27 protein-coding genes are annotated in these 26,235 nt (G+C 59.8%); 19 read left to right on the top strand and 8 right to left on the bottom strand.

Features of this window, described 5'->3' with window-relative positions:
- The first annotated feature begins 54 nt into the window (after positions 1 to 54).
- On the top strand, positions 55 to 909 hold the full coding sequence (locus NTD81_RS16400) for a LysR substrate-binding domain-containing protein (RefSeq protein ID WP_262183734.1): 855 nt from the start codon (positions 55 to 57) through the stop codon (positions 907 to 909).
- On the opposite strand, the gene NTD81_RS16405 is transcribed toward NTD81_RS16400, so the two are convergent.
- The 4 genes from NTD81_RS16405 to aceK all read right to left on the bottom strand — a co-directional run bounded on the left by NTD81_RS16405 (position 906) and on the right by aceK (position 5,325).
- Positions 906 to 1,655, bottom strand: coding sequence for a sulfite exporter TauE/SafE family protein (locus tag NTD81_RS16405; RefSeq protein WP_262183735.1), 750 nt, complete (start codon positions 1,653 to 1,655; stop codon positions 906 to 908). The two genes, NTD81_RS16400 and NTD81_RS16405, sit on opposite strands and share 4 nt — an antisense overlap.
- A gap of 129 nt (positions 1,656 to 1,784) precedes the next feature.
- Entirely contained in the window at positions 1,785 to 2,357 is a 573-nt protein-coding gene (locus NTD81_RS16410; RefSeq protein ID WP_262183736.1) for an elongation factor P, read from the bottom strand.
- A gap of 1 nt (position 2,358) precedes the next feature.
- Positions 2,359 to 3,531, bottom strand: a complete 1,173-nt coding sequence (gene earP / locus NTD81_RS16415; protein WP_262183737.1) for an elongation factor P maturation arginine rhamnosyltransferase EarP — start codon at positions 3,529 to 3,531, stop codon at positions 2,359 to 2,361.
- A 63-nt stretch (positions 3,532 to 3,594) separates the two neighbouring features.
- Positions 3,595 to 5,325 carry a bifunctional isocitrate dehydrogenase kinase/phosphatase gene (gene aceK, locus NTD81_RS16420; RefSeq protein ID WP_262183739.1) on the bottom strand — a complete coding sequence of 577 codons (1,731 nt, stop codon included), beginning with the start codon at positions 5,323 to 5,325 and terminating at the stop codon, positions 3,595 to 3,597.
- A 211-nt stretch (positions 5,326 to 5,536) separates the two neighbouring features.
- Here aceK and NTD81_RS16425 point away from each other — a divergent pair, with 211 nt between their 5' ends.
- On the top strand, positions 5,537 to 6,433 hold the full coding sequence (locus tag NTD81_RS16425) for a DMT family transporter (protein WP_262183740.1): 897 nt from the start codon (positions 5,537 to 5,539) through the stop codon (positions 6,431 to 6,433).
- 52 nt (positions 6,434 to 6,485) lie between these two features.
- Here the strand turns inward: NTD81_RS16425 and NTD81_RS16430 are convergent, their stop codons facing one another.
- The gene (locus tag NTD81_RS16430; RefSeq protein ID WP_262183741.1) at positions 6,486 to 6,788 is read right to left on the bottom strand and encodes a DUF1883 domain-containing protein; all 303 of its coding nucleotides are present in this window, start codon (positions 6,786 to 6,788) and stop codon (positions 6,486 to 6,488) included.
- 147 nt (positions 6,789 to 6,935) lie between these two features.
- On the opposite strand from NTD81_RS16430, the gene NTD81_RS16435 reads away from it, so the two are divergent.
- The 4 genes from NTD81_RS16435 (at position 6,936) to NTD81_RS16450 (ending at position 10,837) form a co-directional block, all read left to right on the top strand.
- Positions 6,936 to 7,973 (top strand): RNA methyltransferase, encoded by a 1,038-nt coding sequence (locus NTD81_RS16435; RefSeq protein ID WP_262183742.1) that lies wholly within the window; start codon positions 6,936 to 6,938, stop codon positions 7,971 to 7,973.
- A 93-nt stretch (positions 7,974 to 8,066) separates the two neighbouring features.
- The gene (locus NTD81_RS16440) at positions 8,067 to 8,672 is read left to right on the top strand and encodes a TetR/AcrR family transcriptional regulator (protein WP_262183743.1); all 606 of its coding nucleotides are present in this window, start codon (positions 8,067 to 8,069) and stop codon (positions 8,670 to 8,672) included.
- A gap of 233 nt (positions 8,673 to 8,905) precedes the next feature.
- On the top strand, positions 8,906 to 9,775 hold the full coding sequence (locus NTD81_RS16445; protein ID WP_262183744.1) for an alpha/beta fold hydrolase: 870 nt from the start codon (positions 8,906 to 8,908) through the stop codon (positions 9,773 to 9,775).
- A gap of 18 nt (positions 9,776 to 9,793) precedes the next feature.
- Positions 9,794 to 10,837: a VOC family protein gene (locus NTD81_RS16450; protein WP_262183745.1), complete on the top strand. Its 1,044-nt coding sequence runs from the start codon at positions 9,794 to 9,796 to the stop codon at positions 10,835 to 10,837.
- A 13-nt stretch (positions 10,838 to 10,850) separates the two neighbouring features.
- Here NTD81_RS16450 and NTD81_RS16455 read toward each other — a convergent pair whose 3' ends face one another.
- The 3 genes from NTD81_RS16455 to NTD81_RS16465 all read right to left on the bottom strand — a co-directional run bounded on the left by NTD81_RS16455 (position 10,851) and on the right by NTD81_RS16465 (position 13,765).
- Entirely contained in the window at positions 10,851 to 12,080 is a 1,230-nt protein-coding gene (locus NTD81_RS16455) for an NADH:flavin oxidoreductase/NADH oxidase family protein (protein ID WP_262183746.1), read from the bottom strand.
- 320 nt (positions 12,081 to 12,400) lie between these two features.
- Positions 12,401 to 12,985 (bottom strand): Fe-S biogenesis protein NfuA, encoded by a 585-nt coding sequence (gene nfuA, locus NTD81_RS16460; RefSeq protein WP_262183747.1) that lies wholly within the window; start codon positions 12,983 to 12,985, stop codon positions 12,401 to 12,403.
- A 96-nt stretch (positions 12,986 to 13,081) separates the two neighbouring features.
- Positions 13,082 to 13,765, bottom strand: coding sequence for an alpha/beta family hydrolase (locus NTD81_RS16465; protein WP_262183748.1), 684 nt, complete (start codon positions 13,763 to 13,765; stop codon positions 13,082 to 13,084).
- A gap of 104 nt (positions 13,766 to 13,869) precedes the next feature.
- On the opposite strand from NTD81_RS16465, the gene ccoN (NTD81_RS16470) reads away from it, so the two are divergent.
- The 13 genes from ccoN (NTD81_RS16470) (at position 13,870) to NTD81_RS16530 (ending at position 26,162) form a co-directional block, all read left to right on the top strand.
- A complete protein-coding gene (gene ccoN / locus NTD81_RS16470; RefSeq protein WP_262183749.1) occupies positions 13,870 to 15,309 on the top strand; it encodes a cytochrome-c oxidase, cbb3-type subunit I in 1,440 nt (479 codons plus the stop codon).
- Positions 15,309 to 15,917 carry a cytochrome-c oxidase, cbb3-type subunit II gene (gene ccoO, locus NTD81_RS16475; protein ID WP_262183750.1) on the top strand — a complete coding sequence of 203 codons (609 nt, stop codon included), beginning with the start codon at positions 15,309 to 15,311 and terminating at the stop codon, positions 15,915 to 15,917. The genes ccoN (NTD81_RS16470) and ccoO (NTD81_RS16475) overlap by 1 nt, the downstream gene beginning before the upstream one ends.
- Before the next feature lie 5 nt (positions 15,918 to 15,922).
- Positions 15,923 to 16,108 (top strand): cbb3-type cytochrome oxidase subunit 3, encoded by a 186-nt coding sequence (locus tag NTD81_RS16480; protein ID WP_262183751.1) that lies wholly within the window; start codon positions 15,923 to 15,925, stop codon positions 16,106 to 16,108.
- Positions 16,105 to 17,043 (top strand): cytochrome-c oxidase, cbb3-type subunit III, encoded by a 939-nt coding sequence (ccoP, locus tag NTD81_RS16485; RefSeq protein ID WP_262183752.1) that lies wholly within the window; start codon positions 16,105 to 16,107, stop codon positions 17,041 to 17,043. Before NTD81_RS16480 ends, ccoP (NTD81_RS16485) begins: the two co-directional genes overlap by 4 nt.
- Positions 17,044 to 17,420: 377 nt before the next feature.
- Complete coding sequence (gene ccoN, locus NTD81_RS16490; protein ID WP_262183753.1) at positions 17,421 to 18,863, top strand: cytochrome-c oxidase, cbb3-type subunit I; 1,443 nt, start codon at positions 17,421 to 17,423, stop codon at positions 18,861 to 18,863.
- The gene (gene ccoO / locus NTD81_RS16495; RefSeq protein ID WP_262183754.1) at positions 18,863 to 19,471 is read left to right on the top strand and encodes a cytochrome-c oxidase, cbb3-type subunit II; all 609 of its coding nucleotides are present in this window, start codon (positions 18,863 to 18,865) and stop codon (positions 19,469 to 19,471) included. The genes ccoN (NTD81_RS16490) and ccoO (NTD81_RS16495) overlap by 1 nt, the downstream gene beginning before the upstream one ends.
- Before the next feature lie 6 nt (positions 19,472 to 19,477).
- Positions 19,478 to 19,663, top strand: a complete 186-nt coding sequence (locus NTD81_RS16500) for a cbb3-type cytochrome oxidase subunit 3 (RefSeq protein WP_262183755.1) — start codon at positions 19,478 to 19,480, stop codon at positions 19,661 to 19,663.
- Complete coding sequence (gene ccoP / locus NTD81_RS16505; RefSeq protein ID WP_262183756.1) at positions 19,660 to 20,661, top strand: cytochrome-c oxidase, cbb3-type subunit III; 1,002 nt, start codon at positions 19,660 to 19,662, stop codon at positions 20,659 to 20,661. The genes NTD81_RS16500 and ccoP (NTD81_RS16505) overlap by 4 nt, the downstream gene beginning before the upstream one ends.
- A gap of 157 nt (positions 20,662 to 20,818) precedes the next feature.
- On the top strand, positions 20,819 to 22,231 hold the full coding sequence (gene ccoG, locus NTD81_RS16510) for a cytochrome c oxidase accessory protein CcoG (RefSeq protein ID WP_262183757.1): 1,413 nt from the start codon (positions 20,819 to 20,821) through the stop codon (positions 22,229 to 22,231).
- A gap of 10 nt (positions 22,232 to 22,241) precedes the next feature.
- The gene (locus NTD81_RS16515; RefSeq protein WP_262183758.1) at positions 22,242 to 22,754 is read left to right on the top strand and encodes a FixH family protein; all 513 of its coding nucleotides are present in this window, start codon (positions 22,242 to 22,244) and stop codon (positions 22,752 to 22,754) included.
- An 8-nt stretch (positions 22,755 to 22,762) separates the two neighbouring features.
- Positions 22,763 to 25,180 carry a heavy metal translocating P-type ATPase gene (locus NTD81_RS16520; protein ID WP_262183759.1) on the top strand — a complete coding sequence of 806 codons (2,418 nt, stop codon included), beginning with the start codon at positions 22,763 to 22,765 and terminating at the stop codon, positions 25,178 to 25,180.
- A 75-nt stretch (positions 25,181 to 25,255) separates the two neighbouring features.
- Positions 25,256 to 25,471: a cbb3-type cytochrome oxidase assembly protein CcoS gene (gene ccoS, locus NTD81_RS16525; protein ID WP_262183760.1), complete on the top strand. Its 216-nt coding sequence runs from the start codon at positions 25,256 to 25,258 to the stop codon at positions 25,469 to 25,471.
- A gap of 7 nt (positions 25,472 to 25,478) precedes the next feature.
- The gene (locus tag NTD81_RS16530) at positions 25,479 to 26,162 is read left to right on the top strand and encodes a sulfite exporter TauE/SafE family protein (protein WP_262183773.1); all 684 of its coding nucleotides are present in this window, start codon (positions 25,479 to 25,481) and stop codon (positions 26,160 to 26,162) included.
- Positions 26,163 to 26,235 lie beyond the last annotated feature (73 nt).

Here is a 26,235-nt window from a genome sequence, read left to right on the forward strand (position 1 = left end):
GATAAGATCAATCCAACGAATGTTTCTTATGCATAGCATTCTTGGATTTGATCAATGAGCAACTACCCGAGCATCGACAGCGACCTGCTGCGCACCTTTGTCGCCATTGCTGAACACGGTGGCTTTACCCGCGCGGCCGAGGTGATCAACCGCACTCAATCAGCGGTGAGCATGCAGATGAAGCGCCTCGAAGAGGACGTGCTTAAGCGCGTGCTGTTTCTGCGTGACGGCCGCCAGGTGCGCCTAAGCGCCGAAGGCCGGCTGCTGCTGGGTTACGCGCGGCGTATCCTCAAACTGCATGCCGAACTGCTTAACAGCATGCGCGAACCGCATATGGTCGGTACGGTGCGCATCGGTACGCCGGATGATTATGTGATGCGCTTTATGCAGGGCATTCTGGTGCGCTTTGCCCAAGCCTATCCCTTGGTGCAGGTGGAGTTGCACTGCGAGCCATCATTCCAACTATTGCAGCGCAAAGACCTGGACTTGACCATCGTCACCCGCGAGCCGGGCAGTGAAATCGGCCAGTTATTGCGCCAAGAACAACTGACCTGGACCCAAGCCCGCGACAGTAACCTGCATGAGTTGGCCACCCTGCCCTTAGCCCTGTTCAACAACCAATGCTTTTGCAGCGCCTGGGCCTGTAACGGCCTGAATAGCATGGGCCGCGATTTTCGTATCGCCTACACCAGCCCCAGCTTGTCGGCGATTATGGCGGCGGTCAGCGCAGGCCTCGCGCTCACCGCGCAGTTACGCAGCTTGATCACCCCGGACTTGCAAATCCTCGGCGAAGAACACGGCTTGCCGCCGCTGCCCTCGGCCAGCATCGTCCTGCTGCGCAATGAACGCAGCCAGTCGCCGGTCAGCACCACGCTGGCCGAGCAAATTGTTGAAGGTTTTAAGCTTTAGGTCTGCCAGCCCAACAGCAAGGCGCAGAGCAGCAGAAACACACCAAACAGCGCCCGTAAGGTGCGCTCGGGCAAAGCATGGGCCAGCTTCACGCCCCAACTGATGCTCAGCAAGCCGCCCAAGGCCAAGGGGATGCCCAGCAGCCAGTCGACATGGCTGTGCACCGCATAGGTGGCCAAGGTTACGCTCGTACTCGGCAGCGCCAAAGCCAAGGACAATCCCTGCGCCACCACCTGCGAGGCGCCAAAGGCCAGAGTCAGAATTGGCGTAGCCACCACGGCCCCACCCACACCAAACACGCCCCCCAGCAGGCCGGCCACCGCGCCTAAAGCAACCAGCCAAGGCCAGCTGTAGCTCAGGCTCGTCGCGGCGGGCTTAGGCTTGCGATAGAGCTGAAGCAGGTTGTACAGCGCCAGCAGGAGCAAAAAGCCGATAAAGCCCCAGCGCATCTGGCTGGCATCCACCGTCACCGCCCAGTTGGCGCCTAAGGTGGCGCTTAACAAGCTGCTCAGCCCCAGCGCCAAGGCGTGCTGGCGGTTGATCCGATTACGCTGGTTATAGCGCCACAACGCCAACAGCACATTGGGCACCACCATCAGTAGCGCCGTACCCTGGGCCAGCTGCTGGTCGAGACCAAACAGCACCCCCAACGCCGGAATCGCCACCAGCCCACCACCAATGCCAAACAGGCCACCCAGGCTGCCGAGGATTACCCCCAGCAGCAAATTCAGCAAAAAATCCGTCACACGCCTCACCCAAACCCTGCCGTTAGGCTTGGCATGCTACAGGCGCGGCGAGCAAATTGGGCAGTGGTGACAAATTGCAGGCACAAAAAAGCCCAGCACAACGCTGGGCTTGTTATGCAAACGCCGGAATTAGGCCGGAGCTTGGGTACGGCCTTTGTAGGAGCCGTCACGGGTGTCGATTTCGATCCAATCGTCGATATCAACGAATTCAGCCACTTTGATTTCGGTGCCGTTGCGCAGCTTGCCTGGCTTCATGACTTTGCCGGAAGTGTCGCCACGGGCAGCGTTCTCGGTGTAAACCACTTGACGCACGATGGTGGTCGGCAGGTCAACGGAGATCACTTTGCCTTCGAAGAATACGGCTTCGCAGACGTCGCTCATGCCTTCTTCGATGAAGGGCAGAACGCTTTCTAGGTCTTCAGCACGCAGTTCGTAGGAGTTGTACTCCGGATCCATGAAGACATAGTCCTCACCGCTGATGTAGGAAAGGGTTACTTCCTTACGCTCAAGGATCACCGGCTCCATTTTGTCGTCGGCTTTGTAAACAGTTTCAGTTTTCGAACCGTTGAGCAGGTTCTTCAACTTCATTTTAACGATGGCGCTGTTACGACCGGATTTGGTGAATTCGGCTTTCTGGATCAGCCAAGGTTGGCCGTCAATCAGGGCCACACTGTTGGGCTTCATTTCTTGTGCGGTTTTCATACTAATATCCGGGGTTGGATGGAGTGACAAAATTCTTGGCCGCGTATGATAGCCAATTTAGGTAAAACTGCACCAGCGCTGCGGCAAGATCGGCCTGTGAACTGCGTTCTAGACACCATTGCACAGCCCGGCTTTGCTGCTGCGGCCAGGTTTTCAGGTAGTCCTGCCAGGCCCCGGCCAGGTCTGCACCCGTGTTCCAACTCAACCACAATTGGTCAAAAGCTGACTGAGCGGACGGCTCCAGAGCCTGACCATAGAGCTGGGTAAAGGCCGTTAATTTGTCCAGATGGGCGTCTTCTTCCTGCTGGTAGATATGCCACAGCAGCGGCCTGCCAGCCCACTGCGCGCGGACAAACGAGTCCTCACCGCGCACGGCATTAAAATCACAGCACCACAACAGCCGGTCGTATTGCTCCTGCTGTAAAAAGGCTAGCACGTGGATATGCAACTGGCCGCGTTGCAGCTGCTCACCAGCCTTTAGCGGGTCGACCTGCAGCGCCTCTTGCACGCTACTCAGCACCCTGCCCTCAGGTATCAGCAACTGGGTCGCCTCAGGCGCTGAGGCCAGGGCTTGCAGCCAACTGGCGATGGCCGGCTGCTCATAGGCGAATAACGACATCAGCCGCGCGCCAGGCACACGCGCAACCCCAATGCTGCGCAAGAACTCGCTTTGCGCCAGCGGATCAGCCTGCAGCGCGTCGCGCTGAGCCAGCAACTCCCGCTCACGCAGCAAGCCGCCAGTGCCGGCGCTAAAGCCAGGGAAGAAGAAATACTTGGCCAGACCACCGGGCTGCATCGATGGCAAGCCGTGACAGCCCTCGACCCAATCCTCAGCGCTTAGGTATTCCAGATTCAGCCACAGCACCGGCTGCGCGCGCGCAGCCATAGCCGCGATATAAGGCGCCGGCAAACTGCAGGCAAAGGCCTCGATCACCACATCCGCAGGCTCTGTCGGCTGCCATTCAGCCAGCCACTGACACACCTCGACGCCCTGCTGCAGCTGCGTCAAAGCCGCGCTCTGGGCGGGCGGACACAGGCGCACAAAGGCTGCCAGATCATCCACCCACAAGCGCACCTGGGCGTTGTGCTCGGCCACCAATTGCTTGGCCAAGCGCCAGGTCACGCCGATATCGCCGTAGTTATCGACGACGCTGCAAAAAATATCCCACTTCACCGCGGTTCCTGCCCTTAAAAGCTCGGCACACCTTACGGGCTGCGGCGCTTGCCGGCAAATCGGTCAGTACTCCTGATCGGCTTGATCACGGCGGCGGTACGGGAACACATCGATCACTTTGCCGTCGAGAATCGCCTGCTGCAGGCTCTTCCAGTAATCGGCGTCGTACAGCTCGCCATGCAACTCGCTAAACAAGCGGCGCTGCTGGCTGTCGGCGAACAGAAACGGCGGGAACTCCTCGGGAAACACATCCAGAGGCGCTACCGAATACCAGGGCTCAGAGGCCATTTCGTCCTCGGGATAGCGCGGCGGTGGAATCCGGCGGAAGTTGACCTCGGTGAGAAAACAAATCTCGTCGTAGTCATAGAACACCACGCGGCCATGGCGAGTGACACCGAAGTTTTTCAGCAGCATGTCGCCGGGGAAAATATTGGCGGCAGCCAGCTGTTTAATCGCCAAACCGTAGTCATCCAGCGCCTCGCGCACCTGAGCGGCGCTGCCACTCTCGACATACAGGTTAAGCGGGGTCATGCGCCGTTCGGTCCAGCAGTGCCGCACCAGCACCGTATCGCCCTCAACCACCACGGTGGACGGCGCCACTTCGAGCAGTTCGGCCAGGCATTCAGGGTCGAATTTATTCAGCGGGAAACGGAAGTCGGCGAACTCCTGGGTATCGGCCATGCGCCCGACCCGATCGACTGACTTCACCAGGCGGTACTTCTCGATCACCGTATTGCGGTCAACCATTTTCGACGGCGAGAAGCGATCCTTGATCACCTTAAACACGGTGTTGAATCCAGCCAAAGTAAACACACTCATGACCATCCCGCGTACGCCGGGGGCCATGGTGAACTTGTCATCAGTGTTGGCCAGATGATTGATCAGCGCGCGGTAGAACTCGGACTTACCGTGTTTATAAAAACCAATCGAGGTGTACAGCTCGGCGATGTGCTTACCCGGCAGGATGCGCTTCAGGAAGCTGACAAACTCCGCCGGATAGCTCACCCGCACCATAAAGTACGAGCGGGTGAAGGAGAAAATAATCGACACCTCGGCTTCATCGGTGATCAGGGTGTCCACCTGAATGCCCCGCCCCTCACGGTGCAGCAAGGGAATCACCAAAGGCCACTGCTCATCGCGGGTGTAGATGCGCCCCACCAGGTACGCGCCCTTATTGCGGTACAGGCGCGACTCATACAGCTCAATGTGCAGCTCAGGGTCTTTGCACACCCAGTCCGGCAGGCTTTGGTTGAACTGCGCAAGCAAGCGCGTAAGGTCGCGCTCCACATCCTCGTAGCCAACCTCAAAGCGGTAATCCTCAAACACCTGGCGCAGCGCTTGTTCAATGTCGCCTTGTGGTGCGTATTGCCGGGTTTGCGGCACCCGCTCATTAGGGCGCAGTGCGGGCCGGGTGGTATGGATAAACATGCAGCCATCGTTAATCTGATCGTGGCTAAACAGGCTGCAAAAGATCGAGTTGTACCAAGTCTCGGCCAGCTCGTCGTCGTAGCGCAGGTCGATCAAGCTGATATAGGCGGATTTGACCAAGGGCCACTGCTCAACCGCCAACAACTGCTCAGTGACGATCTGCTGGGTCAGACGCTGATTCACCTCGCCCACGCACTGTTCGTACAAGGCGATCCGCGCTGCGGCTGCCTGCTGAATCTCTTGCCACTGCGCCTGTTCAAAGCGCAGCCGGGCGCCATTGGTGATCTGCCGGAAGCGTTCGCGGTAATCGTCGAAGCCTTCTAAAATCAGCGCGGCGATGGTTTTGCTTGGCCATAACGGCGACATACACAACCCCTGCATCAGATTAAGCCAGAGCTGAGCTTATCCGCTGCGCCGGGCCCTGCCCATCCTGAGCGCAGCAACGGGTGCGGCGCTTCACATAGGCCGCCTCGCAGAATGCTGGGTGCTGAGGCAGCGCCAGCGCCGTCTAGCCACGGATTTGCTTTGTCCGCCCCAGCCAGCAACACTGCCGGGCTTTTTTACCTTGGAGAACCCTGTGCGCCTTGCTGATCTGTTACGCCTGCTGCTTCTGGCGGCCATTTGGGGCGCGAGTTTCTTGTTTATGCGCATGGTCGCGCCAGTGCTGGGCAGCATGCCCACAGCGTTTTTCCGCGCACTGCTGGGCATGCTTGGCTTGCTTGCCGTGCTGCTGCTTATGCGCGTGCACTGGAACTATCACGGCAAACTTAAACATTGTTTGGTCTTGGGCCTGCTCAATGCCGGCATCCCCTCGGCCATGTACTGCCTGGCCGCGCTGGTGCTGCCTGCGGGCTATTCGGCGATATTCAACGCCACCACGCCGATGATGGGCGTGCTGATTGGCATGCTGTTTTTTGCCGAGCCAATCACCCCCAGCAAAGCCGCTGGCGTAGCCGTAGGTTTGTTTGGCGTGGCCGTGTTAACCCGCACCGGGCCGGTGGCTTTTGATCTACAGCTGTTACTCGGCGCGGCCGCCTGCCTGGTGGCCACCACCTGTTACGGCCTGGCCGGCTTTCTCACGCGGCGCTGGCTGGGCTATCAGTCCGGCGTCGACAATCGTCTCGCCGCGTTCGCCAGCATGGTCGCCGCCAGCTTGTTGCTGCTGCCGCTCATGGCTGTCAGCACGGCGGTGGCAACGCCGCCACGCTGGACAGGCTGGGATCTGTGGCTGCCACTGGCCGGGCTGGGCTTGCTCTGTAATGCCTATGCCTATGTCCTGTACTTCCGCCTGATCAGCGACATCGGCCCGATCAAAGCGTCCACCACCACCTTTCTTATCCCGATCTTTGGCGTGCTCTGGGGCGCCTTGCTGCTGGATGAAGCACTGGGCTGGTCGTATCTCTATGGCGGCGGCCTGATTGCTATCGCCCTGTGGTTGGTGGTGCGCCCCAGCGCGGCCAAAGTACCCCGCTAAAACGACAAAGCCCGCGGCACAGGTGGGCTTTTACATTCGCTCAGGTGTGGCCTTAGCTCAGTGAGCTGGGCGAGCGGCGGATGATTTTGATCGAGTGCTTGAGCGTGGGCTTGCGCGTCACGCTGATCGCCTTACGCGACACCGTGTCGATGGTGATATTCCAGAAACCGCTGCTGGGTACGGTGATCTTGGCCGGGAACTTATCGAACGCGCCGCCGTGATAGGTATGCCGCCCGCCGTTCTTGAAGCTGCGGAAGTTGGCATCGTTCATCAGGCGGATATTGCAGGTCTGCGAGCACTCAATCACGACGATATCGTCTTCGTTGAGGTGCTCACGCTGGTGGATAAATTTCATGGGGGAGTCTTCAACATCTGCTTACGCGATAAGGCCGCCACTATAGCACGCTGTGTGCCCCGCCAAGCAGCCCAAACCGAGCAGCGGCGCAACTGCCGCGCAGGCTGGGCTGCGTTTCACCGAGGCTGGTGGTAGCATGCGCGCCCCATGCATATCGACGACTTTTACCAACGCCTGCGCGACCTCGGTGCCAAGCCCATGCACATCGGGCGGATCACCCGTTGCTGGCTGCGCGGCGTGCCGCTGGATACGGGTACGCGCAACCAAAAAACCGAGAACTTCCTGCCGTTACCGGTGCGCGAAGCCATCCCCCAACTGAGCGCCGAACTCGACGGCCTGGCCCGCCTCACCTCCGAGCACCCCGGCGCCGACGGCTCGGCGCGTTTGTTGGTGGAGCTGGCCGATAAGCAGATGGTCGAAAGCGTGCTGCTGCCGCGCGATGGCCTGTGCGTGTCGAGCCAGGTGGGCTGCGCGGTCGGCTGCGTGTTCTGCATGACCGGTAAAAGCGGCCTGCTGCGCCAACTCAGCACGGCAGAAATCGTCGCCCAAGTGGCCCTGGCGCGACGCTATCGGCCGGTGAAAAAAGTAGTATTTATGGGCATGGGCGAGCCGGCCCATAACCTCGACAACGTGTTGGCGGCCATCGACCTGCTGGCCACCGAAGGCGGCATTGGCCAACGCAACCTGGTGTTCTCCACGGTCGGTGATCCGCGGGTGTTCGAGCGTTTGCCCAAGCAGCAGATCAAGCCGGCCCTGGCCCTGTCGCTGCACACCACCAACGCCGAACTGCGCCAGCAACTGCTGCCGCGCGCACCACGCATTGATCCTGAGGATCTGGTGGAGATGGGCGAAGCCTACGCACGCCTGATCGACTACCCGATCCAGTATCAATGGACGCTGCTTAAGGGCATCAACGACAGCCAGGAAGAAATGGACGGCATCTTGCGCCTGCTTAAGGGCAAGTACGCGATCATGAACCTGATCCCCTATAACAGCCTGGAAGAAGACGAATTCGACCGCCCCGATGGCGATCGCATCATCCAGATCGTGCGCTACCTGCACAGCCGTGGCGTACTGACCAAGGTGCGCAACTCGGCCGGGCAAGACATCGACGGCGGCTGCGGCCAATTGCGCGCACGGGCGGCTGAGCTGAGCAAAAAGCACCAGTTGCGCCCTGCCCGATAGCTTGAGGCGCTGCGGCCTGACGCAGGCGGTCTCTTGATCTCTGCGCCGCACCACTGTTCAATCCACCGCTGTATTGAGCCGAAGGTCTGAGCTGTGAGCGCTATCCAAAAACGCATCCATGAAGCCGCCCTGCGCCTGTTCGCGCAGAAGCCGATGGCTGAGATCAATATCAGCGAACTGGCGCAAAGCGCTGGCCTGGCGCGTAATACCGTCTACAAACACCTTGACTCGATTGACAAGCTGCTCGCCACTCTGGCCACTGACTTGGCCAGCGAGATGAATCAGCGCGTCAGCCAAAGCACGGCGACCGCTACAGACCCTGCCGTGCGCCTGGCCAATGGCATCCGTTTTTATGTCCGCCGTGCCCATGAAGAGCCCCACTGGGGACGCTTTCTGCAGCGCTACGGGATGTCCCTCGCCTCCTTGCAAGCGCTATGGGACGGACCTCTAGTGGCGGATGTGACGGCTGGTTTGTTCAGCCAGCGTTACCAGTTCAAGCAAGAGCAGCTGCTCGCGGTAATCGGCTTGATCGGCGCCGCCGTGTTAGGTGCGATTACGCTAGTTGTGCAAGGTCAGCGCACCTGGCGCGATGCCGGCGCCGACACCGCTGAACTCATCCTGCGCGCCCTCGGCGTGCCTCAGGCCGACGCCCAAGTGCTGGCCAACTTAGAGCTGCCAGCCCTGCCCGAGCTTATTTAAAGCGGCTGCACCCACTGTATCTCTGCGCCTCTGCAATCTGTTAACGCAGATTGAGCAGTGCCTCCCCGTTAAGCCAGCCGAAGCCGCTCCAGTGAAGCCTTCCAGCCTGAGCAGCGAGCCAACGTTGTACAGCCTCTAGTAAAGCTTCCAGTCTAACAAGTGAACACTTGTGTTCATTTATGTACATTGATAGCGTACGGCGCACAATAATAAATACGCCCTTTGGAGCCGCTATGCCCAGCAGCGCTGCTATTCCCGGTCTCAACTCATACACCGTCCAGGCCGGTAGCCGGCACATCTTTGTCAGTGAAACTGGTCAGGGCCATCCCTTGTTGATGTTGCATGGCGGCGGCCCCGGTGCTTCTGGCATGAGCAACTATTCACGCAACGTTACAGCCTTGGCCCAGCACTTTCGTGTGCTGATCGTCGATATGCCCGGCTACGGCCAGTCGAGCAAAGGGCTCGAACGCAGCGATCCGTTTGGTGATCTGGCGCAAAGCATGCTGGAGCTGCTCGATGCACTCGCGATCCCAACCACCCACGTTATTGGTAACTCCTTGGGGGGAGCCTGCGCGCTGCGCATGGCCTTGGAGGCGCCACAGCGCATTTCGGCCATGGTGCTGATGGGCCCCGGCGGTATTAACACCACCCGCAGCCTACCCACCCCCGGACTCAAGCTGTTGCTCAACTACTACAACGGCGCCGGCCCGACGCTGGGCAAGCTCAGCCAGTTTATTCGCGAGTATCTGGTGTATGACGCCAGCCAAGTCAGCGATGCCATGATTGAGGAGCGCTACCGCGCCAGCCTTGATCCGCAAGTGATCGCCGCACCACCGCTGCGCCGCCCCAATAGCTTGAAGGCAGCCCTGCGCATGGATTTCAGCCGTGATCCGCGCCTGGCTCAATGTCAGGTGCCAACCTTGGTGCTGTGGGGCGCCGAAGATAAGGTCAACCGCCCCAGCGGCGGCGAAACCCTGCGTAAAGCCCTAGCCAACTGCGACCTGTACCTGTTCAGCAAAACCGGGCACTGGGTGCAGTGGGAACGTGCAGCGCAGTTTAATGCGCTGAGCGCCGCCTTCTTGCTCCAGTACACCCCTGCTTAAGGCAAGGAGATTGCGCCTATGCCAATGGATATCTTCGGCGCCAGCAGCATGGGATATGTGGTGATTGAATCAGCCCAGTTGTCGCGCTGGCAGGCCTTACTAACCCAAGGTATTGGCCTGCATCAGCAACAGGCCGATGCCGACTGCTTGGCCTTTCGTATGGATCAACATCAGCGGCGCATCATCATTTGCCGCGGACCGGCGGAAAATGTCACGGCCATAGGCTGGCAACTGCGTGATCAAGCCACGCTGGATACAGTGTTGCAGCGCTTAGCAGCCCGTGGCATCAAGGTCACCACCAGCACACCCGAGCAGGCTGCCGAGCGCGGGGTGCAAGCCTTCTGGCGCCTGCTCGGCCCTAAGGCTCTGGCCATTGAGTTATTTATCCAACCGCTACTCAGCCGCGAGCCCCTCAACATGCTCTGCGCAGGTTTTGTCACCGGCGCCTGCGGCATGGGCCACGTGGCCATCACCAGCCGCCGCGGCAAAACGATGCGGCGCTTTTGGGAGGAGATTTTCGACGCCCGACACAGCGATAGCATTGTCGAAAAAATGGCCGGTGTAACCCTCGACATCGAGTTTTTCCGAGTTAATCCACGCCACCACTCGATCGCCATCGCGCAAGTTCGCGGACTGGCCATCGACCCGATTCGCACTCAGGTGCAGCACCTTAATTTACTCACCACTTCAGTGGCCGATCTGACTGCCTGCTTCTTACGCTGCCGGCAGTTAGGTTTCGCGATTGCTCACGAAATAGGCGAGCACCCCAACGACCGCGAGCAGTCGTTTTATGTGCTGAGCCCATCCGGCTTTGAACTGGAAGTGGGCTGGAACGCGCTGGAGGTTGATGAGCGCAATTGGCGGCCTGCTCACTACCAAGGCATCAGCCTGTGGGGGCACAAAGCGGAAAAGCACGGTGCCTGGCATGCCTTAAGTCAAAACCTCGGCAACTTCGCCCAGGGCCTGCGCTCACTGCGCAACCCCGAGTACAGCCCTCTGCCCGAGCAATCGCAGCGTTGCGACAGCGACTGCTCCAAACGCAGGCTGCACAGAAGACGTTGACTCAGTCGCGGCTCTACTCGCCCGCCACCCAGCGGCGATAACGGCGAGCCTGCAGGTGTTGTTTAACTTGGCCGCCCAATAGGGCCAACAGCGGCGACATCTGCAAGCTGCCGCTGCGGCCCTGGCCTAATAACGCCAGTTGTTTTTTCACCACCGCCATGGTCGCCGCGGCGGCCAGGCCTTTGTTCTTCCAGCTCACCTGCAGGGGGTGTACGGCGATGTCTTCTCCGGCCTGCCAACGCGCCGGCAACTGCGGTTCAGCGGCCAACGCCGTGGCCATGCCGACCATGGCTACGGCGCCCTCAACGACTCGCTCGGCCACGGCCTGACGACGCACGCCGCCGGTGACCATAATCGGCATCTGCGCCACGGCGCTGATTTGCTCGGCAAACTCTAAAAAATACGCCTCGCGGGCTAGCGTCCGGCCATCGCGGGTCTGTCCTTGCATGGCCGGGCTTTCATAACTGCCGCCGGACAGCTCAACCATGTCCACGTCACGGCCATTAAGCATCGTCACCACGGCACTGGCCTCATGGCTGTCGAAGCCGCCCCGTTGGAAGTCCGCCGAGTTGAGTTTGACCGCGACACAAAACTGCGGCGCGACTTCGGCACGCACCGCATCCACCGTACGCAGCAAAAAGCGCGCACGGTTGTCTAAGCTGCCGCCCCATTGATCGCTGCGCTTATTGGTTAAGGGCGAAAGGAATTGGCTCAGCAGGTAACCGTGCGCGGCGTGGATCTGCACCCCACTAAAGCCTGCGCGTTCAGCCAATACGGCGGTGCGCACATAACGCTGAATCAGTTGCTCGATTTCGTCCTCGGTCAATGCCTTAGGCTGGGCAAACATGCCAGCCAAGCCCGGAATATCCACGGCCAGCGCGGAAGGCGCGAGCGCCACCTGACCTAGGCTGGCCAGTGCTTGCCGGCCTGGATGATTAATCTGCATCCAGGCATGGGCGCCGTGGCTGCGGCACACTTTGGCCCACTGAGTGAAGCGCTGCAGATGCTGTTCGTCTTCCAGCACCACGCCACCGGGCCCGGTCAGCGCATGCCGATCGACCATGACATTGCCGGTGATGATCAATCCCGCACCACCCTGCGCCCATGCCTGATACAGGCGCAGCAGAGCCTGCCCGGGGGCGTGGTCGGCATCGGCGAGGTTTTCCTCCATGGCCGCCTTGGCCAAACGGTTCGCCAGTACCGCCCCATTAGGCAGCGTCAACGCTTGGAACAACTTGCTCATGTGCACGAGTCCTTAAGTGACGCCCAATGGGGCGCGGATAAAACGCTATGTTCTGACCCAGCGCTGCCAGTCAGCGATAGCAGCCCCGCCAAAACTTGAGTCTAGTCACGCGACTTATAAAGCAATCGGACAATAGCCTGCCCAGCCAATCCCCTGGCGTGAACCGTCGCACCTTCTGCACAGACTCGCATGCTGCCCTATGAGCAAACCCGCCTAACACAGACAGTGGCGGCTCCGTAAAGCACTCAGCGCGCAATCGCGCCCATAAAAATGCCCGCATTAGCGGGCACTTTTCACCATCACAGGGTCAACGCGGCTACTTAGTAGTACGCGTTTTCCTTGTTGGTGTGGTCGGTCACGTCACGTACGCCTTTAAGCTCAGGAATACGCTCCAGCAGGGTCTTCTCGATGCCCTCTTTGAGGGTCAGATCGACCTGGCCGCAACCTTGGCAACCGCCGCCGAACTTGAGTACGGCGATGCCGTCGTCGACCACATCAATCAGGCTGACTTCGCCACCGTGGCTGGCCAAACCGGGGTTGATCTCGGTTTGCAGGTAGTAGCTGATGCGCTCGTTGATCGGGCTGTCTTCATTGACCATCGGTACTTTGGCGTTAGGCGCCTTGATGGTCAGTTGGCCGCCCATCCGGTCGGTGGCGTAGTCGACCAGCGCGTCTTCCAGAAACGGCTCGCTGACGGCATCGATCCAAGCAGTGAAGCTGGCCAGGCCTAGGGCTTTATCGTCGGGTTTTTCTTCGCCCGGCTTGCAGTAGGCGATGCAGGTTTCGGCGTACTGGGTGCCGGGTTGGGTGATAAATACGCGAATACCGATGCCCGGGGTGTTCTGCTTGCTGAGCAAGTCAGCCAGATAATCGTGGGCAGCGTCAGTGATGGTAATAGTGCTCATGGCAACTCCTCGCAAACATGGGGTGCAGTGTACGCCACTCACCTGCGTCGGCAAAGTCCTAGTATTTTAGTAGGAATAAGAACGATTGCTCTAAATTCACTGCGGCGCCACAAAGCGGGCAATTGCCTCGGCGGCGCTGTGCAGATGCTGCGCATGGCTGAAGCCTGAGCTTTTCAGCGGCTTTAGATCATGATCAGCCGCCGCCAGCCAGTGCAGTTGAATCGCCTTGGACAACTGATAGTGCGCCACCGCCGCGCGATTACCTAAGGCATCACGCTCCCCCTGAATAATCAATGTTGGGGTTTGCAGCTGCGCCAAATGGGCGACCCGGGGCTTCTCCGGCTTGCCCACGGCATAAAACGGGTAACCCAAACACACCAGCTGCGCCGCGCCTAATTCATCAGCCAGCAGGCTGGCCATACGCCCGCCCATGGACTTACCGCCAATGGCCAGCGGCCCTGCGACTTGTTGGCGCACTTGGGCATACACCGCACGCCAGTGCTGGAGCAGTTGCGCCTGGGGATTGGGCGGGCGCTTCTTGCCGTCAACCCGCCGCGCAGCCATATAGGCGAACTCAAAGCGCACCACTGCCACGCCTTGCTGCACAAGGTTTTGCGTCATCTGCTGGATGAACTCACTGTCCATTGGCGCACCCGCGCCATGGGCCAAGATCAAGGTAGCCCGCGCGCCACTGATTGGTTTGTCCCAAAGCAAGTCGATAGCACTCTGCCCTTGGCTGTATTGATCCGAGTCAATACCCCTGTCCTGCGCTTTGCCCATGCTTACCTCGCTTAATTAGATCAGTCGGCTATATGGCCAATGTTACAGGCTCTATACCCGCTGACTTCGCTGTACTGCCTATAACCGTGGATGGAAGCCCAGACATGAACACAACCAGCACTTGCGCCTACAACTATAAGGTGGTGCGTCAATTCGCCATCATGACGGTGGTATGGGGCATTGTCGGCATGGGGCTCGGCGTATTTATCGCCGCGCAACTGGCCTGGCCCGAGCTTAACTTTAACCTGCCGTGGACCAGCTTTGGCCGCTTGCGCCCGTTGCACACCAACGCGGTGATTTTCGCCTTTGGCGGCTGCGCGCTGTTTGCCACCAGCTACTACGCGGTGCAACGCACCTCCCAAGCCACCCTGTTCGCCCCCAAGCTGGCAGCCTTCACCTTTTGGGGCTGGCAACTGGTGATTGTGCTGGCGGCGATCAGCCTGCCGCTGGGCTGGACCAGCTCCAAGGAATACGCCGAGCTGGAATGGCCAATTGACCTGCTGATCACCGTGGTCTGGGTCAGTTATGCGGTGGTGTTCTTCGGCACCGTGATCAAGCGTAACGTCAGCCACATCTATGTCGGCAACTGGTTCTTCGGTGGTTTTATCATCACCGTGGCCCTGCTGCATGTGGTCAACAACCTGGAAGTACCGGTCACCCTGACCAAATCTTACTCGCTGTATGCCGGCGCCACCGACGCCATGATTCAGTGGTGGTACGGGCACAACGCCGTGGGCTTTTTCCTCACGGCCGGCTTCCTCGGCATGATGTATTACTTCGTGCCTAAGCAAGCGCAGCGTCCGGTGTATTCCTATCGCCTGTCGATCGTGCACTTCTGGGCACTGATTGCCGTGTACATCTGGGCCGGCCCGCACCACCTGCACTACACCGCGCTGCCTGACTGGGCTCAGTCGCTGGGCATGGTGATGTCGCTGATTCTGCTGGCACCGAGCTGGGGCGGCATGATCAACGGCATGATGACCCTCTCCGGCGCCTGGCATAAGCTGCGCACCGATCCCATCCTGCGCTTCCTCGTGGTGTCCCTGGCCTTCTACGGCATGTCCACCTTCGAAGGGCCAATGATGGCGATCAAAACCGTCAACGCCCTCTCCCATTACACCGACTGGACCATCGGCCACGTACACGCCGGCGCTCTCGGCTGGGTCGCCATGGTGTCGATTGGCTCGCTGTATCACCTGCTGCCGAAAGTTTTCGGCCGTCAAGAGATGCACAGCATCGGCCTGATCAACACGCACTTCTGGCTCGCCACCATCGGCACCGTGCTGTACATCGCCTCGATGTGGGTCAACGGCATCGCCCAAGGCCTGATGTGGCGCGCAGTCAACGAAGACGGCACGCTCACCTACTCCTTCGTGGAAGCCCTGGAAGCCAGCCACCCCGGCTTTATCGTGCGGGTTATCGGCGGCGGCATTTTCTTCACCGGCATGCTGGTGATGGCCTGGAACGTCTGGCTCACCGTGCGCCAGAGCAAGGCCGCCGATCGCCAGGCAGCAGCCGAGTTTTCGCTTGAGGGAGCCCACTGATGAAACACGAAAGACTAGAAAAGAACATTGGCCTGATGGCGCTGATGATGGTGCTGGCCGTCAGCATCGGCGGCCTCACCCAGATCGTTCCGCTGTTCTTCCAGGATGTCACCAACGAGCCGGTGGACGGCCTCAAGCCCTACACCGCACTGCAACTCGAAGGGCGTGACATTTACATCCGCGAAGGCTGCGTCGGCTGCCATTCGCAGATGATCCGCCCATTCCGCGCCGAGACCGAGCGTTACGGTCACTACTCGGTCGCGGGTGAAAGCGTGTACGACCACCCCTTCCTGTGGGGTTCCAAACGTACCGGCCCGGACCTGGCCCGCGTTGGCGGTCGTTACTCGGATGAGTGGCACCGTGCGCACCTGTACAACCCACGCAACGTCGTGCCTGAGTCGAAGATGCCGGCCTACCCCTGGCTGGTTGAAAGCAACCTCGATGGCCAGCACACCGGCGCCAAGATGAAAGCCCTGCGCAGTGTCGGCGTGCCGTACAGCGATGACGACATCAGCGCGGCGAAAGACGCGGTAGCCGGCAAAAGCGAGATGGACGCGCTGGTCGCCTACCTGCAAGTGCTCGGCACTGCCCTGAAAAACAAGAGGTAAGGCCCATGAGCATTGATCTTCTTGATATCGGCACCCTGCGCGGCATCGGCACAGCCCTGGTATTGCTGTCCTTTGTCTGCGTCACCCTCTGGGCATACAGCGGCAAACGCCGCAGCGCCTTTGACCAGGCCGCCCTACTGCCCTTTGCCGATGAACCTAAGCCTGCTGTAGCAAGGAGCAAGACCCCATGACCACGTTCTGGAGCTGGTACATCACGGCGCTGACTGTCGGCACCCTGATTGCGCTGTTCTGGCTGATTTTTGCCACCCGCAAAAGTGAGGTGCATAAGAGCCCCACCGAGCAAACCATGGGCCATGCCTTCGATGGCATCGAGGAGTACGACAACCCCCTGCCCAAGTGGTGGTTCATGCTGTTTATCGGCACCCTGTTTTTTTCCATCGGCTACTTAGTGCTCTACCCCGGCCTGGGTAGCTGGAAAGGCGTGTTGCCGGGCTACTCCGACGGCTGGACACAGACCAAACAATGGCAACGCGAAATGGATCAGGCGAATCAGCTGTACGGGCCGATCTTCGCCAAATACGCCGCCATGCCCTTGGAAGAAGTGGCTAAAGATGAACGCGCCCTGAAGATGGGTGGGCGCATGTTCGCCACCTATTGCTCGGTGTGCCACGGCTCCGATGCCAAGGGCAGCTTCGGCTTCCCTAACCTGACCGACGACGCCTGGCGTTGGGGCGGTTCGCCGGACGAGATCAAGACCAGCATCCTGAATGGCCGCCATGGCGTGATGCCAGCGCACGAGCCGATCATTGGCGAAGCAGGTGTGCGCAACGTTGCCGCCTATGTACTGACCAAACTGGCCGGCCGTACCTTGCCCGAGAACAGCGGCGCCGATGTTGCAGCCGGGCAGCAGACCTTCGCCACCATCTGTTCGGCCTGCCACACCCCTGCGGGTACCGGTATGGCCGCGCTTGGTGCGCCAGATCTGACCAAGCCCAGCGCTTGGCTGTACGGCAGCAGTTTCACCCAGATTCAGCAAACCGTACGCCATGGCCGCAACGGCCAGATGCCAGCGCAAGCGCAGTACTTGGGTAACGATAAAGTGCACCTTTTGGCCGCCTACGTGCTGAGCCTGAGCAAACCGGCAACCCCAGCCACCCCGCAGTAACCCTCGCACCGCAGCGGTTGGTGATCACCAAGCACCAACCGCTGCCCTCCCCACGACCTTCCGTCACTCATGCCAGACAGCGATGCGGCCCAATGTCGCACCTCGTTCAGCTATCTACTGACGCGCCCGGCAACTTGCGCTAATCTTGCTGGCAGTCGCCATTTGTAACAACTTCAAGGCGATTCCCCTCTTTGCGTGGGAACTTTTTCCCGCCGGCTGCGGCATGAGCAGCTCCTTGGAAGGCAATTTTTGCGCCTGTAAAACGCCCTGAAAGCCTTATGCTGCTTGCTTTCGACGTTGCATTGGGCACTGGTCTTCTACATACTTGCCGCCGATTTTTGCCCCTGAAAAATCCATATAACCGTGGAACCCCATAAATGAGCACAGCAATCAGTCAGACTGCTTATAACTACAAGGTGGTTCGCCAATTCGCCGTAATGACGGTGATTTGGGGAGTCATTGGCATGGGTCTAGGCGTGTTCATCGCTGCACAACTTGTGTGGCCTGAACTCAACCTTGGCCTTGAATGGACGACTTTCGGTCGTCTCCGCCCTCTGCACACTAACGCGGTAATCTTCGCGTTTGGTGGTTGCGCCCTGTTCGCCACGTCGTACTACGTGGTTCAGCGCACGTGCCAAACTCGCCTGATTTCCGATGGCCTCGCTGCCTTCACCTTCTGGGGTTGGCAAGTCGTCATCATCCTGGCAGTCATCACTCTGCCGATGGGCTACACCAGCTCGAAAGAATATGCCGAGCTCGAATGGCCAATCGACATCCTGCTGGGCATCGTCTGGGTAACCTACGCGGTGGTGTTCTTCGGCACTGTACTGAAGCGTAAAACCAAGCACATTTATGTGGGTAACTGGTTCTATGGCGCGTTCATTCTGGTAACCGCCATGCTGCACATCGTTAACAGCGCCGAAATGCCTGTTAGCCTGTTCAAGTCGTACTCCATGTACGCCGGTGCTACCGACGCCATGATCCAGTGGTGGTACGGTCACAACGCCGTAGGTTTCTTCCTGACCACCGGCTTCCTGGGCATGATGTACTACTTCGTGCCGAAGCAAGCTGAGCGTCCGATCTACTCCTACCGCCTGTCCATCGTCCACTTCTGGGCACTGATCACCCTGTACATCTGGGCCGGTCCGCACCACCTGCACTACACTGCACTGCCTGACTGGGCGCAGTCCCTGGGCATGGCGATGTCGATCATCCTCCTGGCACCCAGCTGGGGCGGCATGATCAACGGTATGATGAGCCTGTCGGGTGCCTGGCACAAACTGCGCACCGACCCGATCCTGCGCTTCCTGGTGGTATCTCTGGCGTTCTACGGCATGTCGACCTTCGAAGGTCCGATGATGGCGATCAAAACCGTTAACGCCCTGTCCCACTACACCGACTGGACCATTGGTCACGTACACGCTGGTGCGCTTGGCTGGGTAGCCATGATCTCCATCGGTGCGCTGTATCACCTGATCCCGAAAGTCTTCGGTCGCCCACAGATGCACAGCATTGGCCTGATCAACGCGCACTTCTGGCTGGCTACCATCGGTACCGTTCTGTACATCGCTTCGATGTGGGTCAACGGCATCACCCAAGGTTTGATGTGGCGCGCAGTCAACGAAGACGGCACCCTCACCTACTCCTTCGTGGAAGCCCTTGAAGCAAGCCACCCGGGCTTTATGGTCCGTGCACTCGGCGGTGCGTTCTTCGTCACCGGCATGCTGCTGATGGCTTACAACACCTACCGCACCGTGCGTGCAGCTAAAGCTTCGGAATACGACGCCGCTGCACAGATTCCTGCCGGAGTAGCGCACTGATGAAACACGAAATTCTTGAGAAGAACATTGGCCTGATGGCGCTGCTGATGGTGTTGGCCGTCAGCATCGGTGGCCTGACTCAAATCGTTCCGCTGTTTTTCCAGGACGTCACCAATGAGCCGGTGGAAGGCCTCAAGCCTTACACCGCGCTGCAACTGGAAGGTCGTGACGTCTACATCGCTAACGGTTGCGTCGGCTGCCACTCGCAGATGGTGCGTCCGTTCCGTGCGGAAACTGAGCGTTATGGTCACTACTCGGTAGCCGGTGAGAGCGTGTGGGATCACCCGTTCCTGTGGGGCTCCAAACGTACCGGTCCAGACCTGGCCCGCGTTGGCGGTCGTTACTCGGATGAATGGCACCGTGCGCACCTGTACAACCCGCGCAACGTAGTACCTGAGTCGAAAATGCCGTCCTACCCGTTCCTGGTTGAGAAAAAACTCGACGGTAAAGACACCGCCAAGAAGATGGAAGTCATGCGTGGCTTTGGCATCCCTTACACCGATGAAGACATCGCTGGGGCCAAAGACGCGGTTAAGGGCAAGACCGAAATGGACGCACTGGTGGCGTACCTGCAGGTTCTCGGCACTTCCATCAAGAACAAACGGTAACGCGCAATGGACATTGGGACTATTCGTGGCATAGGCACAGCAGTGGTGTTCATCGCCTTTATTGGCGTGGTGCTCTGGGCCTACAGCAGTAAGCGCAAATCGAGCTTCGACGAGGCTGCAAACCTGCCCTTCGCCGACGATCCCCAACCCTCCGAGCGTGACGAGCAATCTTCCAGGAGCACTAACCAATGACCACGTTCTGGAATTGGTACGTAACCATTCTGTCTCTGGGCACTATCTTTGCCCTGACTTGGCTGATCTTCGGCACCCGTAAGGGCCAGCGCCAGGAGACCACCGAGGAAACTTTGGGTCACGCCTTTGACGGCATCGAAGAGTATGACAACCCACTGCCTAAGTGGTGGTTCATGCTGTTCGTGGGCACCATCATCTTCGCTCTCGGTTACCTGGCGCTGTACCCAGGTCTGGGCAACTGGAAAGGCCTGCTGCCAGGCTTTGACTACGTTGATAGCGAAACCAAAACCCCGTTCGTAGCCAGCGTGCAAATCGCTGACGGCGAGACCCGCAACACGGGCTGGACCGGCGCGCACCAGTACGAAAAAGAGATGGCCAAAGCTGACGCTCAGTACGGTCCGATCTTTGCCAAGTACGCCGCGATGCCAATCGAAGAAGTGGCTAAAGACGAGCAAGCGCTGAAAATGGGCGGTCGCCTGTTTGCTTCCAACTGCTCGGTTTGCCACGGCTCCGACGCCAAGGGCAGCTACGGCTTCCCCAACCTCAGCGACAATGAATGGCGCTGGGGAGGTAGCCCAGCCGACATCAAGACCACCATCATGGGCGGTCGTCACGGTTTGATGCCACCGCAAGGTGCCACCATCGGTGAAGACGGCGTGCGCAACGTAGCCGCTTATGTGCTGACTGAACTGGGTGGCCGCAAGCTGCCAGAAGGCACCAAAGCTGACGTGGCCAAAGGTAAGGAAATCTTCAGCACCGTGTGCTTCGCTTGCCACGGTCCAGAAGGTAAAGGTACGCCGATGATGGGCGCGCCGAACCTGACCAACCCAAGTGCGTTTATCTACGGCAGCAGCTACGCTCAACTGCAGCAGACTATTCGCTACGGCCGCACCAACGCCATGCCAGCGCAAGAAACTTTCCTCGGCAACGACAAAGTTCACTTGCTGGCCGCCTACGTGTACAGCTTGTCGCATAAAGCAGAAGCTGAGCAGCAGTAAGGCTCTACGTCTTTTCCGAAAGACCAGCTGCCCGGTGCGCGACCTAGCGTCGCACCCGGGCAGTGCTTTATCAGGCGTACCATAGCACCACCGTGAATGACCCTTACTGGCACGTATCAGTTTGGGCTGCCAATCAACCGTCGTGTGGTATGCATTGATGAGTGACAAAATTCCCCTGCAGGACATTACCCCTGCCCCCGCCAAAGCTGTGACAGTAGATCTCTACGCCAGCCGCGAAAAAATCTACACCCGTGCCTTCAGTGGCCTCTTCCGCAACTTGCGACGGGTCGGCGGTGCTGCACTGTTCCTGGTTTTCTTCGGCACTGTGTGGCTGAACTGGGGGGGACGCCAAGCGGTGTGGTGGAACCTACCCGAGCGTAAGTTCTACATTTTTGGTTCGACTTTCTGGCCGCAAGATTTCGTACTGCTATCCGCCCTACTGATCATTGCCGCCTTCGGCTTGTTCTTCATTACCGTATTCGCTGGACGTGTCTGGTGCGGCTATACCTGCCCACAGAGCGTATTCACTTGGGTCTTTATGTGGGCGGAAAAGGTCACCGAGGGTGATCGCAACCAACGCATGAAACTCGACAAGGCGCCCATGAGCGCGCCGAAATTTTTCAAGAAACTAGCCAAGCACAGCATCTGGGTCGGCGTATCGCTCTTAACCGCGATCACCTTCGTCGGCTACTTCACCCCGATCCGTGAGCTGGTGGTTGACTTCGCCACATTGCAAATCGATGGCTGGGCCCTGTTCTGGGTCGGCTTCTTTACCCTCGCCACCTACGGCAACGCCGGTTATCTGCGTGAGCAGGTGTGCATTTACATGTGCCCTTACGCACGCTTCCAGAGCGTGATGTTCGATCAGGACACTTTGATCGTGTCCTACGATCCGCGCCGTGGCGAAAGCCGTGGCCCACGCAAGCGTGACAGCGATTACAAGGCCCAGGGCCTAGGCGACTGCATCGATTGCAAACTGTGCGTACAGGTCTGCCCGACCGGCATTGATATCCGCGACGGCCTGCAAATCGAGTGCATTGGCTGCGCCGCCTGTATCGACGCCTGCGACAGCATCATGGACAAGATGAACTACCCCAAAGGGCTGATCAGCTACACCACCGAGCACAACCTGTCCGGGCAGAAGAGCAAACTGGTGCGGCCACGCTTGATTGGTTACGCCATCGCCCTGATCGCCATGATGAGCCTGTTCGCTTGGGCCATTCACAGCCGCTCGCTGGTTGAGCTGGACGTGCTCAAAGACCGCGTCCTGTTCCGTGAAAACGAACAAGGCTTCATCGAGAACGTCTACACCCTCAAGATCATGAACAAGGCCCAGCACCCGGTCACCTACCGCATTGCCGTAGAGGGCATTGACGGTTTGGTCTATGAAGGCAAACAGCAAGTCACTGCCAGCGAAGGTGAAGTTTTGTCGCTGCCGGTTGAGCTGTCGGTCGCGCCGGATAAACTGCCATCCAGTGCCAACGAAATTACTTTCCAATTGCAAGCCGTGGACGATGCGAGCATCCACACCTCTGCTGAAAGCCGCTTTATCGGCCCCAGCGTGCGCTAACGAGAGCCTTATGAACGAAGCCAACAACGACGTAGTTAAGCCTTGGTACAAGCAGTTTTGGCCATGGTTTTTGATCGCCCTCCTCGGCTATTCGGTGGTCCAGGGCCTGACCCTGCTGACCATCGCCACCAAGAACCCGCCAGGGCTGATCTCCGACAACTACTACGATGTCGGCAAGGGCATTAACCAGTCGTTGGAACGCGAACAACTGGCCCAGCGCCTGCAACTTAAAGCCAGCCTGGTGCTGAACAACGACTCTGGTCAGGCCCGCTTGCAGCTCGACGGCAGTAGCCGTCCGCAGCAACTGATCCTCAATCTGCAGTCGCCGACCCAGCCGGAGCGTGATCGCCGTGTGATCCTGCAACCGCAGGCCGACGGCAGCTACGCCGGCAACATGACCGATGCGGTCGACGGCCGGCGCTATGTCGAACTGCTGGGCGAAGAAGGTGGCAAGCAATGGCGCCTGTTTGAAGAAGAAACAGTCACCAGCGGCAACCCCATCCAGCTAGGTGACGGCCACTAAGTTTCGCCATGGCCAACCCTCTCCCCTGCTATCACTGCGGCCTGCCGGTTCCTGCCGGCAGCCGTTTTCACGCGCAAATCCTCGGCGCCACCCGTGAGCTGTGCTGCCCTGGCTGCCAAGCCGTGGCCGAAGCCATCGTCAGCGGTGGCCTTGAGCACTACTACAAACACCGCAGCGAAACCGCCAGCAACCCGCAGAACCTGCCACAGGCTTTGCCGGAAGAGCTGGCCCTGTACGATCGCAGCGACGTCCAGCAGCCCTTTGTCGAACAGCAAGGCGAGCTAAGTCAGACTTGCCTGCTGATCGAAGGCATCAGCTGCGCCGCCTGCGCCTGGCTGATCGAAAAACACCTGCGCAGCCTGCCCGGTGTCGAAGAAGCGCGGCTGAACCTGTCCAACCACCGCCTCAACGTCAGCTGGGCCGATAGCCAGATTCCCCTGAGCAGCCTGCTGAGTGAACTGCGCAAAATCGGTTACGCCGGCCATCCCTGGCAGGCCGATGCCGCCGCCGAGCAATTGCAGCGGGAAAACCGCCGCGCCATGCGCCAACTGGGCGTAGCCGGCATGCTGTGGATGCAGGTGATGATGGCGACCATGGCCACCTGGCCAGAATTCAATATCGACTTAAGCCCCGAGCTGGACAAAATTCTGCGCTGGGTCAGTTTGTTCCTCACCACCCCCATCGTGTTTTATTGCTGTGGCCAATTCTTCCGCGGCGCCTTGCGCGACCTGCGCACCCGCCACCTGAGCATGGATGTGTCGGTGTCCCTGGCCATTGGCGGCGCCTATATCGCCGGCATCTGGTCCACGGTTACGGGCCAGGGTGAGCTGTATCTGGATGCCGTGGGCATGTTTGCCCTGTTCCTGTTAGCCGGCCGCTATCTGGAGCGCCGCGCTCGCGAGCGTACGGCCGCGGCCACCGCGCAGTTGGTTAACCTCTTGCCCGCCTCGTGCCTGCGCTTGGATGCCCAAGGCCATAGCCAACGCATTCTGCTCAGCGAACTGAGCATTGGCGATCAGGTATTGGTGCCGCCCGGCTCGCTCATGCCAGCAGACGGCCGTATCGTGCAAGGCCACTCGAGCATTGATGAGTCGCTGCTGACCGGCGAATACCTGCCGCTGCCGCGCCAAGCCGGCGACAGCGTGACCGCAGGCACCCTCAACGTCGAAGGCCCGCTGCACGTTGAAGTGCAGGCCCTCGGCGATGCCACACGCTTATCAGCCATCGTCCGCTTACTGGAGCGAGCACAAAGCGACAAACCACGCCTGGCGGTATTGGCCGACACTGTGGCGCAGTGGTTCTTGGTCCTCGTCCTGCTCGCGGCCGCAGGCGTTGGCTTGCTGTGGTGGCAGATCGACCCGGCGCGCGCATTCTGGATTGTCCTCGCCCTGCTGGTCGCCACCTGCCCCTGCGCGCTGGCTTTGGCCACGCCCACGGCCCTGACTACCGCCACCGGCTCACTGCATAAGCTGGGGCTACTGCTAACCCGTGGTCACGTGCTCGAAGGACTCAACCAAATCGACACCTTGGTGCTGGATAAAACCGGCACCCTGACTGAAGGACGCTTGAGTCTGGATGCCATCCACCCGCTGCGCGAGCTGTCCGGCGACACCTGCCTGGCGCTGGCTGCCGCCCTCGAGAATCGCTCCGAGCACCCTATCGCCAAGGCCTTTGGCCAAGCGGCCGAGGCGGCGGAAGCGGTGATCAGCCATCCCGGTTTAGGCCTGGAAGGCCAGGTCGGCGGCCGCTTACTGCGCATCGGCCAAGGTGATTTTGTCTGCCAGCTTAGTCAGCAACCCACGCCGGCCATCCAAGGGCACACCGGCCAATGGTTGCTGCTGGGTGACGAACAAGGGCCGCTGGCCTGGTTTGTCTTGAATGACCGTCTGCGCGATGACGCCCTTGGCCTGATCAACACGGCCAAGGCCAATCACTGGCAAATCCTCCTGCTCTCCGGCGACAGCTCGCCGATGGTCGCGCAAGTGGCGCAGCAGTTAGGCATCGACGATGCCCGTGGCGGCCTCACTCCGGATGCCAAGCTGGCAGTGCTCAGCCAACTGCATCAGCAAGGCCGCCGCGTGCTGATGCTGGGCGACGGGGTCAATGACGTGCCGGTGCTGGCGGCGGCCGATATCAGCGTGGCCATGGGCAGCGCCACGGATCTGGCGAAAACCAGCGCCGACGCCGTGCTGCTGTCCAACCGCCTAAGCAGCCTGGTGCAAGCCTTGCAAATGGCGCGGCGTACCCGGCGCATCATCATTGAAAACCTCAGCTGGGCCTGCTTGTACAATGGCCTGGTGTTGCCCTTTGCGGCCTTGGGTTGGATTACGCCAATTTGGGCCGCCTTGGGCATGTCTGTCAGCTCGCTGCTGGTGGTACTCAACGCCTTACGCCTAAGCTGGCTGCCCAAAGCCCAGGGCGAGTAAGCTAACCATCCTATCGATCAGCCGCGTCTGGCCGCACGCCGACGCAGCTGCTTCAGCCCTAACTCCGGAGCCCCCATGCCCGCTCTGTACATTTTGATTCCGGTGGCCATTGTCCTGGTCGGCTTCGCCATCTGGCTGCTGTTCTGGGCCGTCGACAGCGGCCAGTACGACGACCTCGATGGTCCCGCCCACAGCATCTTGTTCGACGACGAAGACCCTAAACACCACGCAGCAGTCGAGCAAAGCCAAGGCAAGACAACCGATAAAGATCAGGGCCCATCCCGTGACTGAGCAAGCCCTGCTCGAGTTGCTGCCACAACTGATCTCCGCGCTGATTCTCGGTCTGCTCGGCGGTGGCCACTGCCTAGGCATGTGTGGCGGCCTGATGGGCGCCCTGACCCTGGCCATCCCTGCCGAACAACGCCAGCGCCGCTTACGCCTGCTGCTGGCCTATAACGCCGGGCGCATCTTCAGCTACGCCAGCGCCGGGTTGCTGCTCGGTTTGGCCGGCTGGGCCATCGCCGGCTCGCCCTTGGTGAGCGTCTTACGCATCGCCGCCGGATTGCTGCTGATCTGTATGGGCCTGTACCTGGCCGGCTGGTGGAGCGGTTTGACCCGCATCGAAGCCGTGGGCAAAGGCCTGTGGCGCTTTATCCAACCCCTGACCCGGCACTTTATGCCAGTCACCAGCGCACCGCGCGCCTTGATGCTAGGCGGTCTGTGGGGCTGGCTGCCGTGCGGCTTGGTCTACAGCACCCTGATCTGGGCTGCCAGCCAAGGCAATGCCTGGCACAGTGCACTGCTGATGCTGGCCTTTGGTCTGGGCACCCTGCCCGTACTGATTGCCACGGGCCTGGCCGCCGAACGGTTAACCCAGTTATTACGCCAACGTGGCGTGCGTCTAGCCGGCGGCCTGCTGGTGATGTTGTTTGGCCTGTGGACCTTACCGGGGCCGCACCAACACCTGCTGATGGGCCACTGAGCCGGCGCCAGGCTGTACTGCGCTTGATACAGGTCAACACGCGCAAAACTGCACTGTTTAGACTCCCGGCCAT

Source organism: Pseudomonas sp. 5P_3.1_Bac2 (assembly GCF_025465995.1).
GTDB lineage: Bacteria > Pseudomonadota > Gammaproteobacteria > Pseudomonadales > Pseudomonadaceae > Aquipseudomonas.